Here is a 23,951-nt window from a genome sequence, read left to right on the forward strand (position 1 = left end):
GTTCACTTTGTGCAAATTAGGCATAAATTTCTAAAAAGTTCTGGAAGATTTTGTGGCCATGCTGGCTCAAAATGGATTCCGGGTGGAACTGCACGCCTTCGACCGGCAATGTCTTATGTTTCACGCCCATAATTTCTTCCATGGAACCATCGGCTTCATTGGTCCAGCAGGTGACTTCCAGACATTCTGGTAAGGTCGCCTGATCAATCACCAGCGAGTGGTAACGGGTCGCAGAAAACGGGCAGGGCAAATTGCTGAAAATTCCCTGATCGCTGTGATACATATCCGATAAACGGCCGTGCATCACTTTTTTGGCCCGTACAATGTTGCCGCCAAAGGCCTGACCAATACTCTGATGGCCCAGACATACGCCCAATAACGGGATTTTGCCGGCAAAATGCTGAATCGCTGGAATGGAAATGCCGGCTTCAGATGGTGAGCACGGACCGGGACCAATCACCAAATACTTCGGTTGCCATCGCTCAATATCTTCTAATGTGACGCTGTCATTGCGAACGACTTTAACTTCTTGATTTAACTCGCCAAAATACTGGACGATGTTGTAAGTAAAGCTGTCGTAATTATCGATCATCAAAAGCATGAGCTTAACCTGTCAAAATTTATGCACCTGACTGTGCTTGAAGAATTCCCTGAAATGCCTGGTTTTCCAAAGTGGAGGGAGGTCACAACACGGCTATTTTTCGAGCGAAAAAATGCGGGGAAAACGCAGTGCAAATCATCATAGCAAAAAATAAACATGTGCGGCTGAACATTTTCAAGCAGAATAGCTTTTATACAGATGAAATCTTTTAAGTTTATGGCTGAGCTGCATTCAGCTTGTGGCTTTTACGTGTCCGCTGTGATGTTGACCCCTCTTGCTGCCAAACCCCTAAAATGATGCATAATGACGCAGATTCACCAAAATGGCGCATTTTAAAATGGGCATAAAAATTTAGCTGAGCACGACTTGCGAAAAGCGCACAGAAAAGCACTTGAAGAAAAAATAAGCAGAAATAAATGAAAATCTGATTTTTACTGGAAAAAAGAGTTTTTATCTATAAATCACTCAATTAATCCAGTCTGAAATTCATTAGAAAAATTGCATGAAGCGCGAAATTGGCGAAATAAACAGCAGTATTATTAAGCTGTGTTAAAATGAAATCTGATTATTTGCACTATTTTGATACACACGAGAAATCTTTTGCAGGAAAAATCGCAAAGAGTGCTTGAATATGGTGCATTTCAGTATAGCCCTAGTATAATAGGCACAAAGCAAAATCCCTAAATCTTAATTTCTCATAAGAAATTCAATATTTTAACTTTGCTTTTAAAAGTTGGTACGGTAATTGCTTAATAACTGCCAACTACTAACACGCACTTGGGTGTGCAACAAAATATCATTGGAGCAAAATGAGCATGGCGAACAAGGTCCTTCAACTCATACAAGAAAGTGGTGCAAAATGGGTCGATTTCCGCTTTACTGATACTAAGGGTAAAGAGCAGCACGTAACTTACCCTGCAGACAGTATCGATGAAGATACCTTCGAAGACGGTAAAATGTTTGATGGTTCTTCAATTGCTGGTTGGAAAGGCATTGAAGCATCTGACATGATTTTACGTCCAGACGCTGAAACTGGTTTCATCGACCCATTCTTTGCGGAACCAACAGTTGTCGTGACTTGTGATGTCATCGAACCATCTACAGGTCAGGGTTATGAACGTGACCCACGCTCGATTGCTCGCCGTGCAGAAGATTACTTAAAGTCTACCGGTATTGGTGATACTGCATTCTTTGGCCCAGAACCAGAATTCTTCGTATTTGACGAAGTGAAATGGGACATCGATATGTCTGGCGCACGCCACACTTTAATTGCTGAAGAAGCGGCTTGGTCTACAGGTAAAGACTACGAGTCTGGTAACTCTGGCCACCGTCCACGCGTTAAAGGCGGTTACTTCCCGGTTCCTCCAGTTGATTCTCACCACGATATGCGTGCAGATATGTGTGCAAAAATCGAAGAGATCATGGGCCCAGGTCGTGTAGAAGTACATCACCACGAAGTTGCATCTTGCCAGTTAGAGATTGGTGTGAGCTTCAACACCATGGTGCGTAAAGCTGACGAAGTGCAACAGTTCAAATATGCGGTGTGGAACGTAGCGCACCAATACGCGAAAACTGCGACGTTTATGCCTAAACCAATGGTAGGCGATAACGGTTCAGGTATGCACGTGCATATGTCGATCTCTAAAGACGGCAAAAACCTGTTCGCGGGTGATGAATACGCTGGTCTGTCTGAAATGGCACTGTACTTCATTGGCGGTATCATCAAGCATGCCCGTTCATTGAATGCGATTACTAACCCTTCGACTAACTCGTACAAGCGTCTGGTTCCGCACTTCGAAGCACCGATTATGCTGGCTTACTCAGCGCGTAACCGTTCTGCTTCTATCCGTATTCCTTACGTGTCTAGCCCGAAAGGCAAACGTATTGAAGCACGTTTCCCAGATCCAATGATGAACCCGTACTTAGGTTTCGCGGCACTGTTAATGGCGGGTATTGACGGTATCCAGAACAAGATTCACCCAGGTGAAGCTGCGGACAAGAACCTGTACGATCTTCCACCGGAAGAAGAAGCAAAAATTCCAACCGTTGCTCACAGCCTTGAAATGGCGCTGGAAGCACTGGCCGCTGACCATGACTACCTGTTAAAAGGTGGCGTGTTTACAAAAGAAATGCTCGATGCTTATATCGAGCTGAAAACTGAAGAAGTTCGTCGTCTGAACACGACTACTCACCCAGTTGAATTAGACATGTACTACAGCCTGTAATTTGACCTCAGATTCATGCTCAGAAAATCCGCGCTTGTCGCGGATTTTTTTATGGCCTTCATATTCATTTAGGTGAGGTAGATTGATAGTGAATATGACATTTGCGCTTTTTGGCTGAAAAGCCCATGGTTTAGTAACAGATTTCAGTTACACTAGGCCAAGCGATAAAAGGGGAATAAGTGATGCGCGGCCAACAGACCTGTCAATTTCAGGATCAGACCATTCCTGCAGGATTGAAGACATGGCTGTATGCACCGGGCTCTCTGACACAACAATTAACCGATCTGGCCGGTGGCCAGTTTCAGGTACAGCCACTGCGCGAAAGTTTCCAGCGCCTGAGCTTTGAAGATGCCAAATGGCTGGGCATGCCGCATCAGCATACCTCCTGGGTGCGGGAAAGCTATTTATATGGCTGTGAAGAGCAGCCCTGGGTTCAAGCCAAAAGTATTTTTCCGATTTTAAGCCTGCAAAAAAAAGCACGCCTGTTCAAGCATATTGGTAAAAAGCCGATTGGCCGGTTTTTGTTTCAACGTACCAATCCGGCCTGTGAGCGCCGGGTGATTTTATTGCCCGAAGGCTGGACCAGACAGAGCTGCTATACTTGGCATGGCTGTAAATTTATTGTGCAAGAAAGTTTCTTGCCCAGCTTTGAGCAATTTCTACATTCTTCTTTTCAACAGCAACGTGGTTAAGGACAGTCATGGCAACTGCACATTCAATTACCTGGCGTGAGCGCTTGGAAGCCTATTACTATTTATGCCGTTTTGATAAGCCGATTGGCACCGAACTGGTGTTCTGGCCAACCATGTGGGCCTTATGGATTGCTGCTCAGGGAACACCGACCATAGGTGTGCTGATTCCAATGATTCTGGGTGTGATCTTTATGCGTGCGGCAGGCTGTGCCATTAATGACTTTGCCGACCGTAAAGTCGATGCCCATGTTGAGCGCACCAAAACCCGTCCTTTGGCCACCGGCATCATTAGCGCTAAAGAAGCGGTGATGGTGTTTCTGGTGCTGGTTGCTGCCAGTGCCTGCCTGTTGTTGTTCTTGCCGCTTGAAACCTTTTACTGGTCGTTTGGGGCGTTATTTCTGGCTTTTATCTACCCGTTTATGAAACGCTATACCCATTTACCGCAGGTATTTCTGGGCGCCGCATTTTCATGGTCTATTCCTATGGCTTATACCGCGGTGGGTGCAACCCCGGATTTAACCTGCTGGTTATTGTACTTTGGCAACCTGGCCTGGACTGTGGCCTATGACACTCAATATGCGATTACTGACCGCGAATATGATCTCAAAATTGGGGTGAAATCGACAGCCATTTTATTTGGTCGTTATGATATTGAGATTATTTCTGCCTTGCAGCTGATCAGTCTGCTCCTGATTGGCGCGGCGCTGTGGATCGAAAATCTGTTCATGCCATTTGGTCTGGTGGCACTGGCTGCGGTGGCACTGGATTTTATCTATCAATGGCACAAAACCAAAGACCGTAATCCGCAGCAATGTTTCTGGGCTTTTCGGCATAACCGTTGGGTTGGGCTGATGATTTTTACCGGAATTTTTCTTGCACTTCTCTAGGCTTATACATTTAGTCTGATCTTGCAAAAAGCCAACAAAGCATCCGAGCAGGATGCTTTTTTTTATGCTTAATTCAAAGAACTCAGGCTGAGTACTTAACAACAAGAAGATAAAGAGGAATTCAAGATGACAACGACATTTAAAAAACTGTTATTGGCGGTAACCTGCTCCTCGGCGCTGTTATTTACAGCATGTGGTGGCGATGATAATGACTTTAACTTTATCCGTGACAAAACTTTTGTATCTGATGCTGCCTATACCCAAGATGGTATTGAAGGTGCGATCATCCGGGTCATGACCTATAAAATGCCAAATGTACGTGACCAGAAAACAGAAGCTACCGCCATGGTATTTTATCCGTCCGCACCTCGTCCGGTAGATGGCTGGCGTGTGGTGGTCTGGGAACATGGAACAGTGGGCATTGCTGATCATTGTGCACCGAGTCGCAACAGTTTAAATCCGCGTTTTAAGGCCATGGCGGAAAGTTTACTGGCCGCAGGCTATGTGATTGTCGCGCCAGATTATGAAGGGCTGGGCACGCCGGGCATTCATCCGTATTTACATTTAGAAAGTGCGGCCCAGTCTGCTATTTATTCAGTACGCGCCTTAAAAGAAGATCTGGGTGCACACATGCATGGTGCCTGGATGTCGGTGGGGCAGTCACAGGGTGGTCATGCCTCTTTAGGTACTGCGGAATTTGCCAATCAGGATGCCAATTATAAAGGTGCAGTGGCAGCAGCACCGGCTTCGAGTCTGGGTTATATCATTGCGGAAGTCGCGCCGGCGGCCATTCATGATCTGGAGCTGGCAGAGAGTGTTGGTCTGTATCCGGTTGGAACGGCCCGTAATGTCTATGCAGAACTGATGGCCTATGCTGCCTATGTCGCGGTCGGCATTAAAGCCTATGAACCGGACTTTAATTACCTCAGCATCTTCCAGCCGGAATCGCAGGATATTGTGCCAGAAGCCGAAGGCAACAATGGTGAAAATGGCCAATGTCTGGACGAGCTGATGCAGTCCTTTAGAGAAGATATAGATGCCTTTACTGAAAATAGTGGTCTTGCTGTGGCTGATTATCCGGGGCTGACGGCAAATTTCCAGGACAATGCAACCATTAAGCGCTTCCTGGCCATTAACCAGCCGGCCACCAAAAAGCTGGATAAACCGATTATGGTGATTCAGGGTGAAGCAGATACTGCTGTGCCGGCAGCTGTCACCACGGCACTGGTAGATAACTTAAGAGAAATGGGGACGATGGTTGAATATGAACTGGTCCCGGGTGCCTCGCATACCCAGGCCATTGTGCAGAGAAATGCCGAGCTGGTGCGCTTTATTCAAACCCACATGCCTGCGCAATAATATCCTCCTAAAACTCGATGATCAGTCCGGAAGATCGGGGCTAATCAGCTCTCAGTGACCGAGATTTCGAGTTTGGCCAGTTCCTGAGTAATGAGCTGCAGTGCCAGATTATGGTTATTTTTACGGTAATTGGCATACAGATGGAGCGGCTGAACTTCAAAATCAGTTTCAATGATCGTGACATGCTCATCCAGAAAGCGTAGCAGATATTCCGGCACAAAACTGTAGCCCATCCCCAGATTAATCAGGTTGATATGCTGTAATACATTGGTGACCCAGAGTAACTGCTCGGCCGGCATCTGTTCAATTGGCACCTGCCGGCTGACCTGTTCATAAAACACCGGAGAAGCGGTTTGCTCGCACATAATCAGCCGCTGTTGCAGCAAGGCTTCAGCACTCATCCGCGACTTGGTCGGTGCAGATTTTTGCCCTGACACCAGATAGATTTTCTCTGACAAAATGGGAAGATCGACAAAATCATCCTGCTGAATGGCATAGCGGGTCAGGCTTAAATCCAGCTCAGCATTTTTCAGGCGCTGAATCTGCTCCAGACAGGTCAGGCTCTGGATATGAATCTGCAGATTGGGAATGGCCTGTTTTAAGCGTTCTAGCATCAGCGGCAGCACTTTCAGCTCGGCCACGTTCAATAAGCCAATATGAATCTGGTTGTTTTTCTGATGCGCCACCTGACGCGCTGCGGCAATTGCAAGTTTGGCGTTTTCAATCGCTTGCAAGGCATAAGGTAAAAAGGCCCGGCCTTCATCGGTCAGTTGAATCTGCCGCGCGGAGCGATCAAGCAAACGAACCCCGACTTCTTCTTCTAAATCCTTAATCTGCTGGCTTAAAGAGGGCTGGGCGGTAAAGAGTTTATCGGCTGCTTTGGTAAAACTCTGTTCTTCTGCCACCGCTGCAAAATAGCGTAAATGCCGTAATTCCATGACTTTCATCCACCGTGCAGATCATCGCCCTAGTGTAACCCAACACAGTCTGAACTGCATTTCACATCAGCTGATGTGTTTTATCCAGCAGCTGACTAGAGCTAAAACCAATAGCACTATCGTTTATACGCATAGAAATAGGCGGGCTGGATGGAGCGGATTACACTGCATACAAATATTCTGCAACAGATACAGCGGTGAAAGGAGTCCGGAATGTCTACACACTATGATACTGATGTGCTGGTGATTGGTACGGGGCCGGCGGGTTCTACTTTAGGGCTGGCCTTGGCCAGTTATGGCATCAGGGTACAGCTGTTTACCCAGTTTAACTGGCTGGCCAACAGTCCGCGTGCGCATATTACCAATCAGCGGGCGATGGAAGTTCTGCGTGACTTAGGCATTGAAGAGCAGGTCAAAGCCATTGCCACGCCGTGGCAGCAGATGGGCGAAAGTTTACTCACCACCAGTCTGGTCGGGGAAGAAATTGCCCGGATGAGCTGCTGGGGCACGGGCGATGAACGTCATGGCGATTACATCAAAGGCAGTCCATGTCCCTTTGTCGATCTGATCCAGCCGAAAATGGAAGCACTGCTGGTCAAGAATGCGGCCGAACGCGGTGCGATTTATAACTTCAATACCGAATATTTATCACATACTCAGGATGAGCACGGCGTAACCGCGACCTTCCTGAATCGGGTGACCCAAACTGAATTTAGCCTGCGGGCCAAATATTTAATTGGGATGGATGGGGCGCGTTCGAAAATTGTTGAAGAGCTGAAACTGCCCTTAGAAGGGGGGATGGCGCGTGCCGGAACCGTGTACGTCACTTTTAAAGCCGACCTGTCCAAATACGTGACGCATCGTCCGGCCATTTTACAGTGGATTGTGAATCCGGAAGCCAGTTTTGGTGACTTGGGCATGGGATTGCTACGTGCCATTCAGCCCTGGAATGAATGGATTATGGGCTGGGGCTTTGATATCAGCAAAGGCGAGCCGCAAGTCACCGAAGCCCAGGTTCGGGCGCGACTGAACACCTTTGTGGGTGAAGAGGTGCAGCAGGTCGAAATTGAAAAAGTATCTTACTGGTATGTCAATCAGACCTGGGCCACCCAGTATTCGGTGGGGCGTGTGTTCTGTGGTGGCGATGCGGTACATCGTCATCCGCCATCGAGTGGTTTAGGTTCCAACACCTGTATGCAGGATGCGTTTAACCTGGGCTGGAAGCTGGCTTATATGCTTAAAGGCTGGGCCAAGCCAGCGCTACTGGACTCTTATAGTGATGAACGGGCGCCGGTGGGCAAGCAGATTGTGGCGCGTGCCAACCAGTCCCGTTTTGACTATAAGCACTTAAAAGCAGTATTTGGTTTTGATCAGGGCGTGCAGACCCAGGCCGAGATGTTGCAGCGGATTTTTGCGGAAACACCGGAAGCGGCCGAGATTCGGGAAAAGCTGTATCAGGCGCTGGCGATTAAACATTATGAGTTTAATGCTCAAGGGGTGGAGCTAAACCAGCGTTATCTGTCCAATGCCGTGCTGGCAGAAACAGATGAAGAAATTTTTGTACAGGACCCGCAGCTGTATTTGCAAGCCACCACACGTCCGGGCGCCAAACTACCGCATACCTGGCTGATTGATGCGCAGGGCTATAAACATTCCACCCTGGATATTGTCGGTAAAGGGCGCTTTACGCTACTGACCGGTTTATCGGGTGCAGCATGGAAAGCGGCAGCGGCCCGGTTAAAGCTGGACTATCTGGATGTGATTCAGATTGGTTCACGTGAACATCGCGATGTCTATGCCACCTGGCAGCAAAAATCGGAAATTGCCGATGCCGGTGCCGTGCTGGTACGTCCGGATGGCTATGTGGCTTGGCGGATGCAGGACACACCAGAACAAGGCTTTGATCATCTGGCCTGTTTAACTCAGGTTTTTGGCGAGATTCAGCTGAACCTCTAATCGGGTAGATGAGCAGTCTGACGTGATCTGTAACGCAGCCGTCTGTAGCCGTACAGGCGGCTGTGTTGTATCTTCAGGTTCAAGCAAACATCAACAGAGGCTTTGTCCTCGAAAATGATTTTGTTATATTGAGCGTCATTTTGATGCATCTGACAGAGGACTCTCTCATGACCGCGCCTGAACAGCAACGACCGAATCAGCCACTCAATACCAAAAAGATTATTCTGTTGGCCAGTTTAGGTCTGCTGATTCCTGTTTTTCTGGTCAGTATGGCGTTTCTGGCTGTCAACAGCGATGCGAAAAATCAGGAAAAATACAAACAGCAGCAGGCAGAGATGATTGCGCGGATTAAAGCGCGTGAAGCGGCTGAACAACAGCAGGCGCAGCAACAAGCTCAACAACAAGCCGATGCAAACCCAGCAGCTTCTGAAGCTGTAGCGCCTTAATTAAAGAATATCCTGCTGCAATTGTCTGATACTCGGAATCTCCGTGTATCGGATCACCTGATAGCCCGCCTCAAGCAACATGGCATCCCGCTCGGCATCTTCGCTTTCTTTGCCAATATGAGTGGGATCATCCAGTTCAATAATAATCACCACATTCATCTGCTGATCCAGCAAAACAAAATCGGTGACCTTGCGATTAAAGCGGGAACGGATCTTGTAGTTACTATTGGTAATTAACGCACTAAAAGCAACTTGAGCCAGAATATGATGTTCGGGAAAAGCCTGCTTTAAGCGGGCAAACATCTTGGCTTCAAACGGGGTAATGACTTTTTTCGGAAAATATTTCTGTTTGGGGCGCAAATAGGAGGCCGCCACCAGCAGCATCAGCACCAGTGTGGCCAGGCAGCCAATAAAGAAGAAAGTCGACTGAGCGCTATTGAACACAACACATACTTGTATAAAGAAAAAACCCACTCAAATGGAGTGGGTTTTTAGAATCTTGGCTCTCCCACCTGGGCTCGAACCAGGGACCTGCGGATTAACAGTCCGTCGCTCTACCGACTGAGCTATGGGAGAATCTGAAACGCATTCTAGGCGGCAAAGGGTAGGTGGTCAAGTCCGCGGCCTGAAAAAATGTAGTTTTTCAGTTTAACTGAATTAAAAATAAACGAATGAAGGCGTTTGGAAGCAGAAAGCTTGGTGTGTGGCTTTTACTGGTCTATGACGGGCAGGGTGCCGTGGTACAGGTAGGGGCTATTTTAGGATGATGATTCTCATTGAATCCCCCAATCTAAACGCCATAAAAAAACCCACTCAACTGGAGTGGGTTTTTAGAATCTTGGCTCTCCCACCTGGGCTCGAACCAGGGACCTGCGGATTAACAGTCCGTCGCTCTACCGACTGAGCTATGGGAGATTAGATGGCTCTCCAACCTGGGCTCGAACCAGGGACCTGCGGATTAACAGTCCGTCGCTCTACCGACTGAGCTATTGGAGAATCTGATGCGCATTTTAGGGAGGAATGCGCCGGTCGTCAACCAGATTATTTAAACAAATGAATCATTTGCCTTAGATTTATGCAGTTATTCCCTAAAAATAAAAAAATCACCCTTAAAGGGTGATTTTTTACACAGAAAAATAAAATTATTTTTCTACGCCAGCTGGTTGGCCTGCAAGTTTCGCGTTGGCATAATCCCAGTTCACCAGGCTTTCAAGGAAAGTCGAGATGTACTTAGGACGTGCATTACGGAAGTCGATGTAGTAAGCGTGTTCCCAAACGTCAATCGTTAAAACTGCAATTTTGCCGTGCGCCATTGGCGTATCTGCATTTGAAGTTTTCATGATTGATAGTTTGCCGTTTACATCGTCAGCCACTAACCATGCCCAACCTGAACCGAATTGAGTTGCAGCAGCAGTTGCAAATTCTTCAGCAAATTTTTCGTATGAACCGAAAGCTTCATCAATTTTCGCTGCAATTGCGCCAGTAGGTTTACCACCACCGTTTTTCGCCATACAGTTCCAGTAGAATGTGTGGTTCCATACTTGTGCCGCATTGTTGAAAATACCTGCTTTAGAAGCATCGCCAGCACTTGCCTTGATGATTTCTTCTAAAGTTTTACCTTCAAGCTCAGTACCTGCGATCAGGTTGTTCAGGTTCACAACATAGGTGTTGTGGTGCTTGTCATGGTGAAATTCTAAAGTCTCTTTGCTGATGTGTGGCGCAAGATCTTCGTAACCATATGGTAATGCTGGTAAAGTAATCGTTGTCATGTTTTCAATTCCTTGCTTATGCTGGGTTTTGAGTTTAAGTCGGCTTATTGTAATAGATTATTCAACAAAATTGCGCATTGCTTATAAATAACATTACACAATAAATCCTTAATTTATACGTATAAGCCAGCCTCAATTCATCTCCCAAGTTTTAAATCGGATTATTCAATTCGAAATAGACATATTCGAGATTAAATTCGCGTGCCAGTGCCTGTCCCAAACGCTGTACACCGTAGCGTTCAGTCGCGTGATGGCCACAAGCATAATAATGGACGCCCAGTTCTTTGGCTTCATAAAAGGTACGTTCTGAAACTTCGCCAGAAATATAGGCATCACAGTCTTGTGCTGCGGCTTTATGAATATAATCCTGCGCACCGCCGGTACAGAAACCGACTTTGCGGATTTCGGTTGGATTGGCCGGTAAATGAATGGTATCAAACCCCAGTTTTTCGCTTAATAGGGCTTTAAACGCTTCTGGTGACATGGCCTGTTTTAAATAGCCAATATTGCCAATCGGATGACGTTCACTCGGGTCCAGTGCTTCTAGTTGCTCCAGTCCCAAAATATCAGCAATGGCCGCATTATTGCCCAGTTCAGGATGTGAATCGAGCGGTAAATGATAGCCCACCAGCGAAATATCATGCTGGATTAGGCTTTTAATACGTTTACCGCGCATTCCGGTAATCGGGTAGGGTTCACCTTTCCAGAAATAGCCATGATGCACCAGTAGCACATCGGCATGCTCGGCAATAGCTGCTTCAATAGCATCTTGTGATGCAGTTACCGCACACAGAATTTTTTTGACTTCTGGTTTGCCTTCAATTTGCAAGCCGTTCGGGGCATAGTCTTTAAACTCGGCTGATTTTAAGGTTTGATCACACCAGCGGATCAGGTCATGCAGCTTAGCCATAAATCTCTCAAAAGCCTTAAATTTTGTTGTCATCAAAACATATTTTGAATTGTAACTAAAGCAGCACAAAACTCTTTAGTGATTTTTATGTTTCCTTATGTATTTCGCTTTACAATAGGTCATAAATTACTTAGTCATCAATGAATTAAAAAATTTTAGAGGATAGAGCTGTGCGCCGGACCTTTACATGGTTACCTTGGGTGTTACTTATTATCGTGATTATTGGCTTTTTGGGCTGGCAACAGTTTCAAAAACCGAAAGCTCCCGTTGCCCCGGATGGGGTAAAAATGCCTGCTGAAAAAGTAGAACCGCTGATTGATACCACCCGTACTGGCGGGGTGGTGTCTTATAGTGCTGCCGTAAAAGTAGCAGCACCGGCCGTGGTCAATATTTTTACCACCCAGAAAATCAAGCAGCCTAATCATCCTTTGTTTAATGATCCGGCATTCCGTGAATTTTTTGGTGATCAGTTACCGGAACAATATCGCCAGGGACCTAATGAAAACAGCCTCGGTTCCGGGGTGATTGTACGTGCCGATGGTTACATTTTGACGAATAACCATGTGATTGCCCAGGCCGATCAGATTGTGGTGGCTCTGCATGATGGCCGTCGTGCCGAGGCAAAAGTGGTCGGCACCGATCCGGATACCGACTTGGCGGTAATTAAAATTGAGCTGGATCAGTTACCGGTTTTACCATTTAAACTCAGTGGCAATGAAGTCGGTGATGTGGTGCTGGCGATTGGTAACCCGTTTGGGGTAGGCCAAACCGTCACTCAGGGGATTATTTCCGCGACCGGTCGTTCGGATTTAGGCATTAATACCTATGAAGACTTTATTCAGACTGATGCTGCCATTAACCCGGGGAATTCCGGTGGTGCACTAATTGATGTGGCCGGGAATTTAATTGGGGTCAATACCGCAATTTTCTCGCAATCGGGCGGTTCTTTGGGTATTGGCTTTGCCATTCCGGCTCAGGTCTGTCAGCAGGTACTGAACTCGATTTTAAAAGATGGTCGCGTGGTACGTGGCTGGTTAGGCATTAGCTTGTTGCCGGTACAGCAACAGAATATTCTGGAGCCAAAACAAAGTGGCGTGGTGGTGGCGGATGTGTTGGCCAATGGTCCTGCAGCCAAAGCCGGTATTCGCCGTGGCGATAAAATCCTGAGAGTGAATGATGAAGAGATTAGCTCAACATCGCACCTGATTAATTATGTAGCGCTGCAGCAACCGAACCAGCCGGTGAATATCCTGATTGAACGTGAAGAACAGTCTTTAGAGCTGCAAGTGGTGGTTGGTGAACGTAAAGTGCAAAACAGTGATAAACAGTTTATTCCTTTACCAGAATAAGCTCGCAGCACGCGCTGTAAATTAAACATGAAAAAGCTCCGCAGGTCGGGGCTTTTTTTAATGGGTGAATTTTATCAGCAGTCTGTTAGTGAAGAGCGATATTGTAAGATCAAGCGAAAATACGTAGGAACGTACTGAATGGCGCAGAGCAGACATACCGTCTTATAGAGATGATCGCTGTATCACATCTCTAGGTCTTTCCATCCCTCGAGATAATCGGTTGGGGACAAAATAAAGCAACTAAATGAATAACATTCCGCAGGCGGTGCAAAAACAAAAACAGCGGCCGAAGCCGCCGTTTTTGATCTTAGGTTTAATTAGTGTTCTTGCTGGATACCCGCAACCAACCAGTCCTGGCTAGAGCCTGCTGGCTTAACAAAATGCCAGATTTCAGTGAATGGCTGTGGCAAGCTGTTTAAATCTTCACTCACCGTACCGGTAAAGCGCACACTCACCACATACTGACCATTTTCAGTAGCAGAATCGACCACCATCGCATTTAGGTTAGAAAACTCAGCCACATCCTGATCCTGATTGGCCATGATGTCCTGATACATCGACTGGTACAGATCAGGGGTTAAATAACGCTGAATTTCAGCAATATTGCTGGCCGTATTCATAGACTGAATATGGTTAAAACGCTGACGTGCAACACGCAGAAAGGCTGCTGGCTCCGTACCATCTGGTAACTGGTTACCACTGTTGGTGTACGCGGTACCAAAGGCAGCGTTATTCACTGGTGCTGCACCAAATGGCGCATTGTTGCTTGGGGCTGAACCACCGACGTTCTGACCAAAGATATTGGTGTTATCGCCACCGGCATTTGGTGCAGCAGCAGATTGACCAAACGGTGCGTTGTTGGCACCGTTATTTGGCGCATACGGGTTATTGGCTGCTAATTTTTTTTTTGCGCCCATCTTGCGGAAAATGAAGAAGGCGACTGCTGCAGCGAGGAGAATCCAGATCCAGCCTGGGATTCCACCTTCTTCCTCCTGTTGAGCCTGTGCCTGGCTGGCTGGCTGATCATCTGCTAAGGCATTGGCAGCCACTGCACCAATCGCAGCACCTGCAACACCCGCAGCGACCATACCACCGACACCCGGACCAGATTTCTGCTGCGCAGGCGCAGTAGCAGGCTGTTGTGCAGGAGTAGCTTGACGAGGCTGTTGGTAAGATTGAGTTGGTGTTGCTGAACGGCTCATGCCATGGCTTTTACCACCACCGGCACGTTTTGCTTCGGCTGCTAAAGGGGCAACCAAGAGGGCAGCTGTTAAAATACCAGCCATCAAACCACGCTGTCGAACTTCCATCAATTTTTCCTATTTAAAAAAAGAAATTTATCGCCCTGTATTTATGCAGGCATTTGTCCCGAATTTCAATACAGAATTCAGCTTTTTTCACATGAAAAGCTCAAAAAATAGGGCAAAGGCTCTAGTGCAGTTCTTCACTTAAACTTATGGCCTCGCTCAGGGCTTCATGCAAACGGGCGACCGCAATCACCTGCACTCCTGGAATTGCTTTTTGCGGTGCATTGGCACGTGGCAAAATAATATATTTAAAGCCATGTTTAATCGCTTCTTTTAAGCGTTCCTGACCATTCGGCACCGGACGGATTTCACCGGATAAACCGACTTCACCAAACACCGCAAGTTGCTGGGGCAGGGCTTTGCCGCGAATACTCGAAGCACAGGCCAGCAGCACCGCCAGATCGGAGCCGGTTTCGGTAATTTTCAGCCCGCCGACAATATTGACATAGACATCCTGACCGGACGTCTGCACACCACCATGACGATGCATCACCGCCAGTAGCATATTCAGCCGGTTTTGTTCTAAGCCGAGTGCGACCCGGCGTGGCTGACCATGTGCATCATCGACCAGCGCCTGTACTTCAACCAACAGTGGTCGTGTGCCTTCGCGGCTAATCATCACAATCGAGCCGGGAATGGCTTCATCATAACGGCTCAGGAAAATCGCTGACGGATTGGCCACTTCACGCAAGCCTTTATCGGTCATGCCAAACACGCCCAGTTCATTGACCGCACCAAAACGGTTTTTCACCGCACGAATCATCCGGTAGCGGGAATCGGACTGACCTTCAAAATACAGCACACAGTCAACCATATGTTCCAGCACGCGTGGTCCGGCCAATGCACCTTCTTTGGTCACGTGACCGACAATAAACAAGGCTGTGCCACTATTTTTGGCAAAACGGGTCAGGAGCGCCGCCGATTCACGGATTTGCGATACGCCACCCGGTGCAGATTGTAAGGTTTCGGTATATAAGGTCTGGATAGAGTCCAGAATCGCCACCGCAGGGCGTTGCTGGGCCAGTACCTCACAAATCCGTTCCACACAGGTTTCAGCCATCACCTTGAGCTGATCGGTCGGTAAATCCAGACGCTGCGCGCGTAAGGCCACCTGTGATAAGGATTCTTCACCGGTGACATATAAGGCTGCGCTGTTGCTGGCGGCCATATGGGTCGCGGTTTGCAGCAAAATGGTCGATTTCCCAATCCCGGGATCACCACCAATCAGCACCACTGAACCAGTGACCAGACCACCACCAAGTACCCGGTCAAATTCGCCAATACCGGTGGCAAGGCGGGTTTCGGTAGAGACTGAAATCTGGTTTAAAGTGGTCACAGTTGAAGCCTGACCGGCATAGCCGCCGCCCATACGCGGCTGGGCTCGATGGGTCACCGCAGGGGCAATACTGACTTCGGTTAAACAGTTCCATTCACCACAGTCTGAACATTGACCGGCCCATTTGGGATGATCTGCGCCGCATTGTTCACAGCGATAGACACTTTTTGCTTTTGCCATAAATAAACGTCTGGAATGTGTTTTTTAAATCTTGCCCCACAGCATACAGAGGAAATGCTGATTTTCAAATTGTTGATACAGCGGCAAAGAAAAACCACCCGCAGGTGGTTAATCTTGTAGTTTTGTCTAAACGCTTTAGTAAAGTTCGCTGGATTTGCGTCGTGCAATAAAATCTTTCGATTCTTTGGCAATTACACCCGACAGCAGCAATAAGGCAATCAAGTTCGGTACTGCCATTAAACCATTAAAGGTATCGGCAAACAGCCAGACCAGATCTAGAGTTGCGACACAGCCAATAAACACCGACGCAATGTAAATCAGGCGATACGGCAGTACAAATTTCTCACCAAGCAGATAGGTCGCACATTTTTCACCGTAATAGCTCCAGCCTAAAATAGTCGAATAGGCAAAGAAGATCACCCCGAAAGTCACCACCCAGCCCCCGATTCCAGGCAGCAGTTTGTCGAATACGCTAATGGTCAGTACTGCACCGTTCTGATCACCAAAAGACTGGCCGGCCATAATAAAGCCCATGACCAGCACAATACCGGTAATTGAACAGACAATAATGGTGTCAATAAAGGTACCAGTCATTGAAACCAGACCCTGACGTGCCGGATGGTCGGTTTTGGCCGCAGCGGCAGCAATTGGCGCAGAACCCATACCGGCTTCATTGGAGAAGACCCCGCGCGCAACACCATAACGGATCGCGGCACCAATCGCACCACCTGCGGCAGCTTCACCGGTAAAGGCATAGGTGACAATCATTTTGAGTGCTGGCACCACCAGTTCAAGGTTATTCAGGATGATGACCAAACCACCGGCCATATAACCAACCGCCATAATCGGCACAATAACCGAAGAGGCTTTTGCGATGGATTTAATCCCGCCCAGAATTACCAGGGCTGAAAATACGGTAATGATGATGCCGGTAATCCAGGTTTCCAGGCCAAACCCATTTTCAACGGCCAGTGCTACCGTGTTGGATTGCACCGAGCTACCAATCCCGAAGGAGGCCACTGCACCGAAAAAGGCGAAAATCAGCGCCAGCCATTTCCATTTCAGGCCACGTTCAATGTAATACATTGGACCACCGGACATTTCACCTTTCTCGTTTTTTACCCGGTATTTGACCGCCAAAACACCTTCACCATATTTGGTCGCCATCCCGAACAGGGCAGTCATCCACATCCAGAATACGGCGCCCGGACCACCGAGTACGCAGGCTGTGGCCACACCGGCAATATTACCGGTACCAATGGTGGCAGAAAGTGCGGTCATGAGGGAGGCGAATTGGGAAATATCGCCGGAATGTTTGTCCGGGTGTTTGCCAAAAACCTGTTTAAAGGCCAACGGCAGCATCCGGAATTGCCAGAACAGCAGGCGGAAGGTCAGGAATATCCCGGTACCGACAATCAGCACCAGCATATATGGGCCCCAGACCCAGCCACTAAGGGTTTCCATGAGTGTTTGTAAATCTTGCATCATTGTTTCTTCTTATGTCTCAAAATAGATATTTTGTTTTCTGTATAAGCAATTGATATGCCATGCTCATCCTGAGCAAGAGATATAGTTGCGTGCTGCATTTTTATTTGTTACACAGAATTTATGTTTTGACAAGAAAATTGATATAAACCTTGTCAATCCTCCCTTTGGATAAATTGATAACTTTTTGTTATAAGAAAAATAAATTAAATTTAATTATTCCGCAGAAAATATAGATGAAGCGGCATTTCTTTTTGTTTTCTGATTTCTTTTACGTTAGTTTGTCGTGGTTAACACTGAAGTTGAATTCAATAATGTCGTATCAAAATACAAATTCGTCACAAGAAAAAGGCGATCTGCAGCGAAGCTTATCTAACCGGCATTTACAGCTGATTGCCATTGGTGGCGCCATTGGAACAGGATTGTTCATGGGCTCAGGCAAAACCATCAGCCTGGCCGGGCCATCGATCCTGATTATTTATATGATTATTGGTTTTATGGTGTTCTGCGTGATGCGGGCGCTGGGCGAACTGTTGCTGTCCAATCTGCAATATAAATCCTTTATTGATTTCAGCACCGACCTGATTGGCCCGTGGGCCGGCTATTTCGTCGGCTGGACCTACTGGCTGTGCTGGATCACCATCGGCATTGCAGACCTGTCGGCGATTATTTATTACCTGCAATTCTTTAATGGCGGGATACCGTTTACACCTGAAGAAGGGGTGATGATCAGTATTGCAGCTATTGTCTTCATCATGGGCTTAAACCTGGTGACCGTGAAGCTGTTTGGTGAAATGGAGTTCTGGTTTGCGCTGATTAAAATTATTGCCATTATTGTGCTGATTGCAGTCGGTTTATGGATGATTTTTACCGGTTTTACCTCAGATGCCGGCACAGTCGCATCCTTTACACATATCTGGAGTCATGGCGGCCTGTTCCCGACAGGTACTATGGGCTTCTTGGCCGGTTTCCAGATTGCGATTTTTGCCTTTGTTGGGGTAGAACTGGTCGGTACCACAGCGGCTGAAACCAAAGATCCAGAGAAAAACCTGCCGAAAGCAGTGAACTCGATTCCGGTACGTATCATCATTTTCTATGTATTGGCCTTATTAATTGTGATGTCGGTAACGCCATGGAACCAGATTGATCCAAATATCTCACCGTTTGTAAACCTGTTCAGTCAGGCGGGTATTGCGGCCGCGGCGATTATCATGAACCTGGTGGTACTGTCTTCGGTGATGTCGTCGATGAACAGTGGCGTATTCTCGACCAGCCGGATGCTGTTTGGTCTGTCACGTGAGCAGCAGGGTCCTAAAGCTTTTGGCCGTTTAAATAAACGTGCAGTACCAGCCAATGCGTTGTATTTCTCGGCGGTGTGTCTGCTGTTGGGTGCGGCGTTACAATACTTTGTACCCGATACCGTGAAAGCCTTTACGCTGGCGACCACGCTTTCGACCATTCTGTTTATTTGCGTCTGGCTGATTATTATCTGGAGCTATATTGTCTATTACAAAACCCGTCCGGAACTGCATGCCCAGTCGACTTTTAAATTGCCGGGTGGCCTGTTCACCTGCTGGATGGTGATCATCTTCTTTATTAGTATGATCTATGTGCTGTCTCTGGAGTCAGATACCTTGCAAGCCTTAATGATCAGTCCGATCTGGTTTGTGATTCTGCTGATTGGCTATTTCGGTTTCTATAAGCCAAAACAGAAATAAGCCATTGCACAACAAAAAACGTCAGTGTCCAACTGGCGTTTTTTTATAGCACAAGCTAATCTCTAGCGTTTAACACTTTGGTCACAGCAGTGATCGCGTTATACTTCATTGAAAATTTTAAATAGGTGGTCAGATGCGTTCTGTCATTTGCTGCATCAGTTTATTGACAGCCAGTTTTGTACTGGTCGGTTGTGGTCAATCGGGAGCTTTACAGTTGCCGAGTGATCCAAATTACGACAAACGTGCCAAATATCTGTTATATCCCAATGTCGATTCAGAGCAACATCCTGAAGAGCCGACACCTGCACCGGTACAGCAACAGTTTGCTGCACCTGTAGCTTCGAATTCCACGACGACACCTTAACGTTCATAGAAAGGATACATTCATGAGTTTCACCCGCATCAATGGGGTTTTGCACGCCGAACAATGTTCTTTACAACAGCTGGCGCAGCAATTTGGCACACCACTTTATGTTTATTCAAAAGCAACCTTTGAAAAGCATTATTTAGATATGGATCGTGCTTTTGGCTTTATCGACCATCAAATCTGTTTTGCGGTCAAGTCAAACTCCAATATTGCGGTGCTGAATGTATTGGCCAAGCTCGGTGCGGGTTTTGATATCGTGACCGGCGGCGAGCTGGCACGCGTATTGAAAGCCGGTGGTGATGCTTCGAAAATTGTATTCTCAGGTTTAGGCAAAACCGAAGCTGACATTAAAAAAGCACTGGAAGTGGGCATTGCCTGCTTTAACGTTGAATCCTATGCAGAGCTGGATCGGATTCAGAAAGTGGCGGCTGAACTGAAGGTTAAAGCGCCAATTTCTTTACGTGTGAATCCGGATGTCGATGCCAAAACCCATCCTTATATTTCAACCGGTTTAAAAGAAAACAAATTCGGTATTCCATCAGATAGTGTATTTGATACCTATCAATATGCAGCATCGTTACCTAATCTGGACATTGTCGGGATTGACTGTCATATCGGTTCACAACTGACCGAAACCCAGCCTTTTGTTGATGCGCTGGATCGGGTCATGCTGATGATTGAGCAGCTGAAACAGATGGGCATTACACTCAAACACATTGATATTGGTGGTGGCTTGGGCGTGACCTATAAAGATGAAACTCCGCCATCGGTTGAAGAATATGCCAATGCACTGCGCCCGGCTTTAGAAAAACTGAGCCTGAAAGTGTATATGGAACCGGGCCGGAGTATTTCCGCCAATGCCGGTGTGCTGCTGACCAAAGTCGATTTACTCAAACCGACCAATCACCGTAATTTCGCAATTATTGATGCGGCAATGAATGACCTGATTCGTCCTGCTTTATATGAAGCGTGGATGGACATTCAGCCGGTGACGCCACGTACCGATGTCGAAACCCAACAGTGGGATGTAGTCGGTGCCATCTGTGAAACAGGTGATTTCCTTGGTAAAGAGCGTGATCTTGCCATTCAGGAAAACGATGTACTGGCAGTGCTGGGTGCCGGCGCTTATGGTTTTGTGATGAGCTCCAACTACAACAGCCGTGGCCGTGCTGCAGAAGTGATGGTCGATGGTGATCAGGCGCATCTGATTCGTGAACGTGAAACCATTGAATCACTCTGGGAACGTGAGCGTTTATTGCCTTAAGGAGTAAATCAGGATGTTTTTAGAATTTACCAAGATGCATGGTCTGGGCAATGACTTTATGGTGGTTGATTTAATCAGCCAGCGCGCCTATTTCGATAGCCTGACCATTCAGCGTCTGGCCGACCGTCACTTTGGTGTCGGGTTTGACCAGTTGCTGGTGGTTGAGCCACCTGATGTTCCGAATGCCGATTTTAAATACCGTATTTTTAATGCCGATGGCTCAGAAGTCGAGCAGTGTGGTAATGGCGTACGCTGTTTTGCGCGTTTTGTGCATGAGCGCCAGCTGACCAGCAAAACCAAAATCAAGGTGCAAACCAAAGCCGGGATTGTTGAGCCGGAACTGGGTCAAAATGGCTGGGTGCGGGTAAATATGGGGCAGCCGAAATTCCTGCCGCAAGAAATTCCGTTTATTGCCGATGAACCGGATAACTTATATGACCTGATGCTGGCCAATGAAGAGAAGCTGAGCATTGATGTGGTCAATATGGGGAATCCACATGCTGTGACCATTGTGCAGGATATTCTGACGGCTGATGTCGCACGTTTAGGTCCACAAATTGAATCGCATGAGCGTTTCCCGCAGCGCGTGAACGCCGGTTTTATGCAAATTCTGGATGAACAGCATGCCCGTTTACGTGTGTTTGAACGTGGTGTCGGTGAAACGCTGGCCTGCGGTACGGGCGCGTGTGCAGCAGCAGTTTCAGGCATGCGCCGTGGCTTACTGGCCAGCAAAGTTGAAATTGAACTGGCGGGTGGCAAGTTACAGATCGAATGGAAAGAAGGCGATGTGGTCTGGATGACCGGTCCAACTGCCAATGTCTATGAAGGCCGTCTGGATTTACGTTATTTCCAGGGCTAATCTGACCATTTCCTATACAAAAGCACCGTTCTATTCACGGTGCTTTTTTATGTTAGGATGATTTGAGTTTTGCCTGCAGAGCCATGATGATGCATAAACTTGTTTTTCTACCGGGTGCCTCAGGTAGTCAGCAATTCTGGCAGCCGTTAATGGCCCGGTTGCCAGCATCGGCCAGGAAAACCGTGATTGCTTATCCTGGTTTTGATGGGGTAGAAGCCGATGCCAGCATTCAGAGTCTGGCCGATCTGAAAACGCGGGTGATCAGTCAGATTGAAGAGGACAGCATTCTGATTGCCCAGTCGATGGGCGGAGTGTTGGCCATAGCCGCTGCATTGCAGCAGCCGAATAGACTTCGGGCCTTGGTGTTAATGGCTACTTCGGGCGGACTGGATTTAACTCCGTTTCAGGCCAAAGACTGGCGTGAGATTGAACCCCTGCAATGGGCCAAGCTGCCGCAGTGGTTTGTGGAAGATCAGACCTATTATCATCCGGAACAATTGGCCAGTATTGATCTGCCGGTGTTATTGCTTTGGGCCGATCAGGATGAATTGAGTCCGGTTGCCGTTGGTGAGTTTCTGGCCCGGCAGTTGCCGAATGCCCGATTGGTGATTATGCCCGATGCTGATCACTGGTTTGCATCCTCGCAGGCTGAACGTGTCGCCGGGGAGATCAACCGTTTTTTACACGACTATTTTTGCAAAGCTACTTTTTAAAAGACAATTTTTTACCAGAACATAGGATGGTGTGATGAAGTTAAGTGCTGAACAGTTACTGGAGATGTGGCTGAAACAACGCGAAATCCAGCATCAGTCGGCACATACTTTGCATGCTTATGCACGTGATGTTGGTGATTTCCTTCATTTTTGTCAGCAGAAAAACATGCCGCTGGCCGATGTGGAAACCGCTGACTTGCGTGAGTTTCTGGCGCATAAGGTCGAAGCGCAGCAGTTGAGTTCCAGCAGTTTGCAGCGCATGTTGTCTTCTATTCGCCAGTTTATGAAATGGGCTGAACAGGGGGGTTATTTGGCGTTTAATCCGGCTGATGATTTTCAGCTAAAACGTCAGCCACGTCCTTTGCCGGGCATGGTCGATATTGAAACAGTACAGCAGATTTTAGATCAGCCAGAGCCGGAGTCAGAGCGGCAAAAACAGCTCTGGGTCCGTGATAAAGCGATTTTAGAGCTGCTGTATTCCAGTGGATTGCGCCTGGCGGAAGTACAGGGCTTAAGAATTAAAGATCTGGATTTTAACCGGCAGTTATTGCGGATTACCGGTAAGGGCAATAAAACCCGGGTGGTACCGTTTGGTTCTAAAGCCAAAGACAGTGTGATGCGCTGGCTACAGATTTATCCGCTGTGGCAGGGTGATTTTGTCCCGGATGCGCAGCTGTTTATTACGGAAAAAGGACAACCACTCGGTGCGCGGCAAATTGAAAACCGAGTCAAATTGCAGGCCCAGCGTGCTGGTGTCAATGTCGATTTGCATCCGCATTTATTGCGCCATTGTTTTGCCAGTCACATGTTATCCAATAGTCGTGATTTGCGCGCGGTGCAGGAGATGTTGGGGCATAGTAATTTGACCACCACGCAAATTTATACCCATGTCGATTTTGATCATTTGGCGCAGGTTTATGATCAGGCTCATCCAAGGGCGCAGCGTAAAGAGCGGGGCTAAGTTGATGCAGGTGAAAAGGACTTTCAATTCACGGGTGAAAGACTAGAATAGAGGTGTCAGGCGTGAGCATGTGCCACCATTGTAGAATAAAAATAAAGGTGGAGATGGCGTATAAAGAGGGTTAATTTTTGACTCGAGCAATATTTAGAACGAGCACAAAAATTCCGAGGACCCAACCTGATTGATGATTTGGGAAAAATGTAAAGGCATAGATATGATTTCGGATATTCAACAAAAATATGAACAGCTGAGTCCGGCGCAAAAAGAAATTTTTGCCGGTTATGGTTTAAGACAGGTGAAGCACTTTGTGGAAATTAACCTGCCAGCCATGCAGGCCATTTTACCTGAACAGGCCGTGATTCAAGGCATTAACGCACAAGGTAAGGTGCAGGCGGTTCATACGGAAACAGGTCAAGGCTATTTATGGATTTCCGATCGTCAGTGGCAGGAAAGCCAGCAATTGACCCAAACCGTCGATGCAACTGAAGATTTTATGCAGGTCTGGAAAGTGTTTAATCTGGCTGAATATGACCTGATTGATTTAAGCCACGTGCACCGCGACTTTTTGGATGGTCAGCAGGCTTAAACATAAGCACTACGTGCAGCATAGCAAGAGAAGGTTATCTTGC

22 protein-coding genes and 3 tRNA genes are annotated in these 23,951 nt (G+C 47.4%); 14 read left to right on the forward strand and 11 right to left on the reverse strand.

Translation table 11 applies throughout. The features are described from left to right. Nucleotides 1-16: 16 nt before the first annotated feature. The gene (locus tag FTT64_RS08070; protein ID WP_005176479.1) at nucleotides 17-601 is read right to left on the reverse strand and encodes an aminodeoxychorismate/anthranilate synthase component II; all 585 of its coding nucleotides are present in this window, start codon (nucleotides 599-601) and stop codon (nucleotides 17-19) included. 809 nt (nucleotides 602-1,410) lie between these two features. On the opposite strand from FTT64_RS08070, the gene glnA reads away from it, so the two are divergent. From glnA to FTT64_RS08090, 4 genes are all read left to right on the forward strand, one after another. Then, complete coding sequence (gene glnA, locus FTT64_RS08075) at nucleotides 1,411-2,826, forward strand: type I glutamate--ammonia ligase (protein ID WP_171065055.1); 1,416 nt, start codon at nucleotides 1,411-1,413, stop codon at nucleotides 2,824-2,826. A 182-nt stretch (nucleotides 2,827-3,008) separates the two neighbouring features. After that, nucleotides 3,009-3,518 carry a chorismate lyase gene (locus FTT64_RS08080; protein ID WP_016659978.1) on the forward strand — a complete coding sequence of 170 codons (510 nt, stop codon included), beginning with the start codon at nucleotides 3,009-3,011 and terminating at the stop codon, nucleotides 3,516-3,518. Between the two features lie 8 nt (nucleotides 3,519-3,526). Next, nucleotides 3,527-4,405, forward strand: a complete 879-nt coding sequence (ubiA, locus tag FTT64_RS08085) for a 4-hydroxybenzoate octaprenyltransferase (RefSeq protein ID WP_168381698.1) — start codon at nucleotides 3,527-3,529, stop codon at nucleotides 4,403-4,405. Nucleotides 4,406-4,531: 126 nt separating this feature from the next. After that, a complete protein-coding gene (locus FTT64_RS08090) occupies nucleotides 4,532-5,764 on the forward strand; it encodes a S9 family peptidase (RefSeq protein ID WP_127800416.1) in 1,233 nt (410 codons plus the stop codon). 44 nt (nucleotides 5,765-5,808) lie between these two features. On the opposite strand, the gene FTT64_RS08095 is transcribed toward FTT64_RS08090, so the two are convergent. After that, nucleotides 5,809-6,702 (reverse strand): LysR family transcriptional regulator, encoded by an 894-nt coding sequence (locus FTT64_RS08095; protein ID WP_168396304.1) that lies wholly within the window; start codon nucleotides 6,700-6,702, stop codon nucleotides 5,809-5,811. A gap of 213 nt (nucleotides 6,703-6,915) precedes the next feature. Between FTT64_RS08095 and FTT64_RS08100 the strand changes: the two genes are divergently transcribed. Both FTT64_RS08100 and FTT64_RS08105 read left to right on the forward strand, forming a co-directional pair. Beyond that, nucleotides 6,916-8,658 (forward strand): FAD-dependent monooxygenase, encoded by a 1,743-nt coding sequence (locus tag FTT64_RS08100; protein WP_168396303.1) that lies wholly within the window; start codon nucleotides 6,916-6,918, stop codon nucleotides 8,656-8,658. Nucleotides 8,659-8,825: 167 nt separating this feature from the next. Next, nucleotides 8,826-9,104 carry a hypothetical protein gene (locus FTT64_RS08105; RefSeq protein ID WP_005176496.1) on the forward strand — a complete coding sequence of 93 codons (279 nt, stop codon included), beginning with the start codon at nucleotides 8,826-8,828 and terminating at the stop codon, nucleotides 9,102-9,104. Here FTT64_RS08105 and FTT64_RS08110 read toward each other — a convergent pair whose 3' ends face one another. From FTT64_RS08110 to FTT64_RS08135, 6 genes are all read right to left on the reverse strand, one after another. Beyond that, on the reverse strand, nucleotides 9,105-9,548 hold the full coding sequence (locus tag FTT64_RS08110; protein ID WP_005176498.1) for a DUF2726 domain-containing protein: 444 nt from the start codon (nucleotides 9,546-9,548) through the stop codon (nucleotides 9,105-9,107). A 56-nt stretch (nucleotides 9,549-9,604) separates the two neighbouring features. Then, nucleotides 9,605-9,680 (reverse strand) — tRNA-Asn (locus tag FTT64_RS08115). Between the two features lie 263 nt (nucleotides 9,681-9,943). After that, nucleotides 9,944-10,019 (reverse strand) — tRNA-Asn (locus tag FTT64_RS08120). Between the two features lie 5 nt (nucleotides 10,020-10,024). Then, nucleotides 10,025-10,100: transfer RNA gene (locus FTT64_RS08125), tRNA-Asn, on the reverse strand. Between the two features lie 146 nt (nucleotides 10,101-10,246). After that, the gene (locus tag FTT64_RS08130) at nucleotides 10,247-10,873 is read right to left on the reverse strand and encodes a superoxide dismutase (RefSeq protein ID WP_005176500.1); all 627 of its coding nucleotides are present in this window, start codon (nucleotides 10,871-10,873) and stop codon (nucleotides 10,247-10,249) included. A gap of 151 nt (nucleotides 10,874-11,024) precedes the next feature. Continuing rightward, nucleotides 11,025-11,783, reverse strand: a complete 759-nt coding sequence (locus tag FTT64_RS08135; RefSeq protein ID WP_168381693.1) for a Nif3-like dinuclear metal center hexameric protein — start codon at nucleotides 11,781-11,783, stop codon at nucleotides 11,025-11,027. Nucleotides 11,784-11,953: 170 nt separating this feature from the next. Between FTT64_RS08135 and FTT64_RS08140 the strand changes: the two genes are divergently transcribed. After that, the gene (locus FTT64_RS08140) at nucleotides 11,954-13,132 is read left to right on the forward strand and encodes a trypsin-like peptidase domain-containing protein (protein ID WP_168396301.1); all 1,179 of its coding nucleotides are present in this window, start codon (nucleotides 11,954-11,956) and stop codon (nucleotides 13,130-13,132) included. A 317-nt stretch (nucleotides 13,133-13,449) separates the two neighbouring features. Here the strand turns inward: FTT64_RS08140 and FTT64_RS08145 are convergent, their stop codons facing one another. The 3 genes from FTT64_RS08145 to FTT64_RS08155 all read right to left on the reverse strand — a co-directional run bounded on the left by FTT64_RS08145 (nucleotide 13,450) and on the right by FTT64_RS08155 (nucleotide 17,440). Then, nucleotides 13,450-14,442, reverse strand: a complete 993-nt coding sequence (locus FTT64_RS08145; RefSeq protein WP_168396300.1) for a Tim44 domain-containing protein — start codon at nucleotides 14,440-14,442, stop codon at nucleotides 13,450-13,452. Between the two features lie 121 nt (nucleotides 14,443-14,563). Then, nucleotides 14,564-15,955 (reverse strand): DNA repair protein RadA, encoded by a 1,392-nt coding sequence (gene radA, locus FTT64_RS08150; protein ID WP_168396299.1) that lies wholly within the window; start codon nucleotides 15,953-15,955, stop codon nucleotides 14,564-14,566. A gap of 135 nt (nucleotides 15,956-16,090) precedes the next feature. Beyond that, complete coding sequence (locus FTT64_RS08155) at nucleotides 16,091-17,440, reverse strand: sodium:alanine symporter family protein (protein ID WP_180182286.1); 1,350 nt, start codon at nucleotides 17,438-17,440, stop codon at nucleotides 16,091-16,093. A 314-nt stretch (nucleotides 17,441-17,754) separates the two neighbouring features. On the opposite strand from FTT64_RS08155, the gene FTT64_RS08160 reads away from it, so the two are divergent. The 7 genes from FTT64_RS08160 to FTT64_RS08190 all read left to right on the forward strand — a co-directional run bounded on the left by FTT64_RS08160 (nucleotide 17,755) and on the right by FTT64_RS08190 (nucleotide 23,908). Next, on the forward strand, nucleotides 17,755-19,158 hold the full coding sequence (locus FTT64_RS08160; RefSeq protein ID WP_127800407.1) for an amino acid permease: 1,404 nt from the start codon (nucleotides 17,755-17,757) through the stop codon (nucleotides 19,156-19,158). 133 nt (nucleotides 19,159-19,291) lie between these two features. After that, the gene (locus tag FTT64_RS08165) at nucleotides 19,292-19,522 is read left to right on the forward strand and encodes a lipoprotein (protein WP_016659988.1); all 231 of its coding nucleotides are present in this window, start codon (nucleotides 19,292-19,294) and stop codon (nucleotides 19,520-19,522) included. 22 nt (nucleotides 19,523-19,544) lie between these two features. Further along, on the forward strand, nucleotides 19,545-20,789 hold the full coding sequence (gene lysA, locus FTT64_RS08170) for a diaminopimelate decarboxylase (protein ID WP_168396298.1): 1,245 nt from the start codon (nucleotides 19,545-19,547) through the stop codon (nucleotides 20,787-20,789). A 13-nt stretch (nucleotides 20,790-20,802) separates the two neighbouring features. Continuing rightward, entirely contained in the window at nucleotides 20,803-21,648 is an 846-nt protein-coding gene (dapF, locus tag FTT64_RS08175) for a diaminopimelate epimerase (RefSeq protein ID WP_016659990.1), read from the forward strand. A gap of 89 nt (nucleotides 21,649-21,737) precedes the next feature. Then, nucleotides 21,738-22,361: an alpha/beta fold hydrolase gene (locus FTT64_RS08180; protein ID WP_164844958.1), complete on the forward strand. Its 624-nt coding sequence runs from the start codon at nucleotides 21,738-21,740 to the stop codon at nucleotides 22,359-22,361. A 34-nt stretch (nucleotides 22,362-22,395) separates the two neighbouring features. Continuing rightward, the gene (locus tag FTT64_RS08185) at nucleotides 22,396-23,322 is read left to right on the forward strand and encodes a tyrosine recombinase XerC (protein WP_168396297.1); all 927 of its coding nucleotides are present in this window, start codon (nucleotides 22,396-22,398) and stop codon (nucleotides 23,320-23,322) included. A 214-nt stretch (nucleotides 23,323-23,536) separates the two neighbouring features. Then, entirely contained in the window at nucleotides 23,537-23,908 is a 372-nt protein-coding gene (locus tag FTT64_RS08190) for a hypothetical protein (protein WP_034597425.1), read from the forward strand. The last annotated feature ends 43 nt before the right edge of the window (nucleotides 23,909-23,951 follow it).

It is taken from the genome of Acinetobacter sp. Q186-3 (assembly GCF_013420655.1).
Taxonomy (GTDB): domain Bacteria; phylum Pseudomonadota; class Gammaproteobacteria; order Pseudomonadales; family Moraxellaceae; genus Acinetobacter; species Acinetobacter indicus.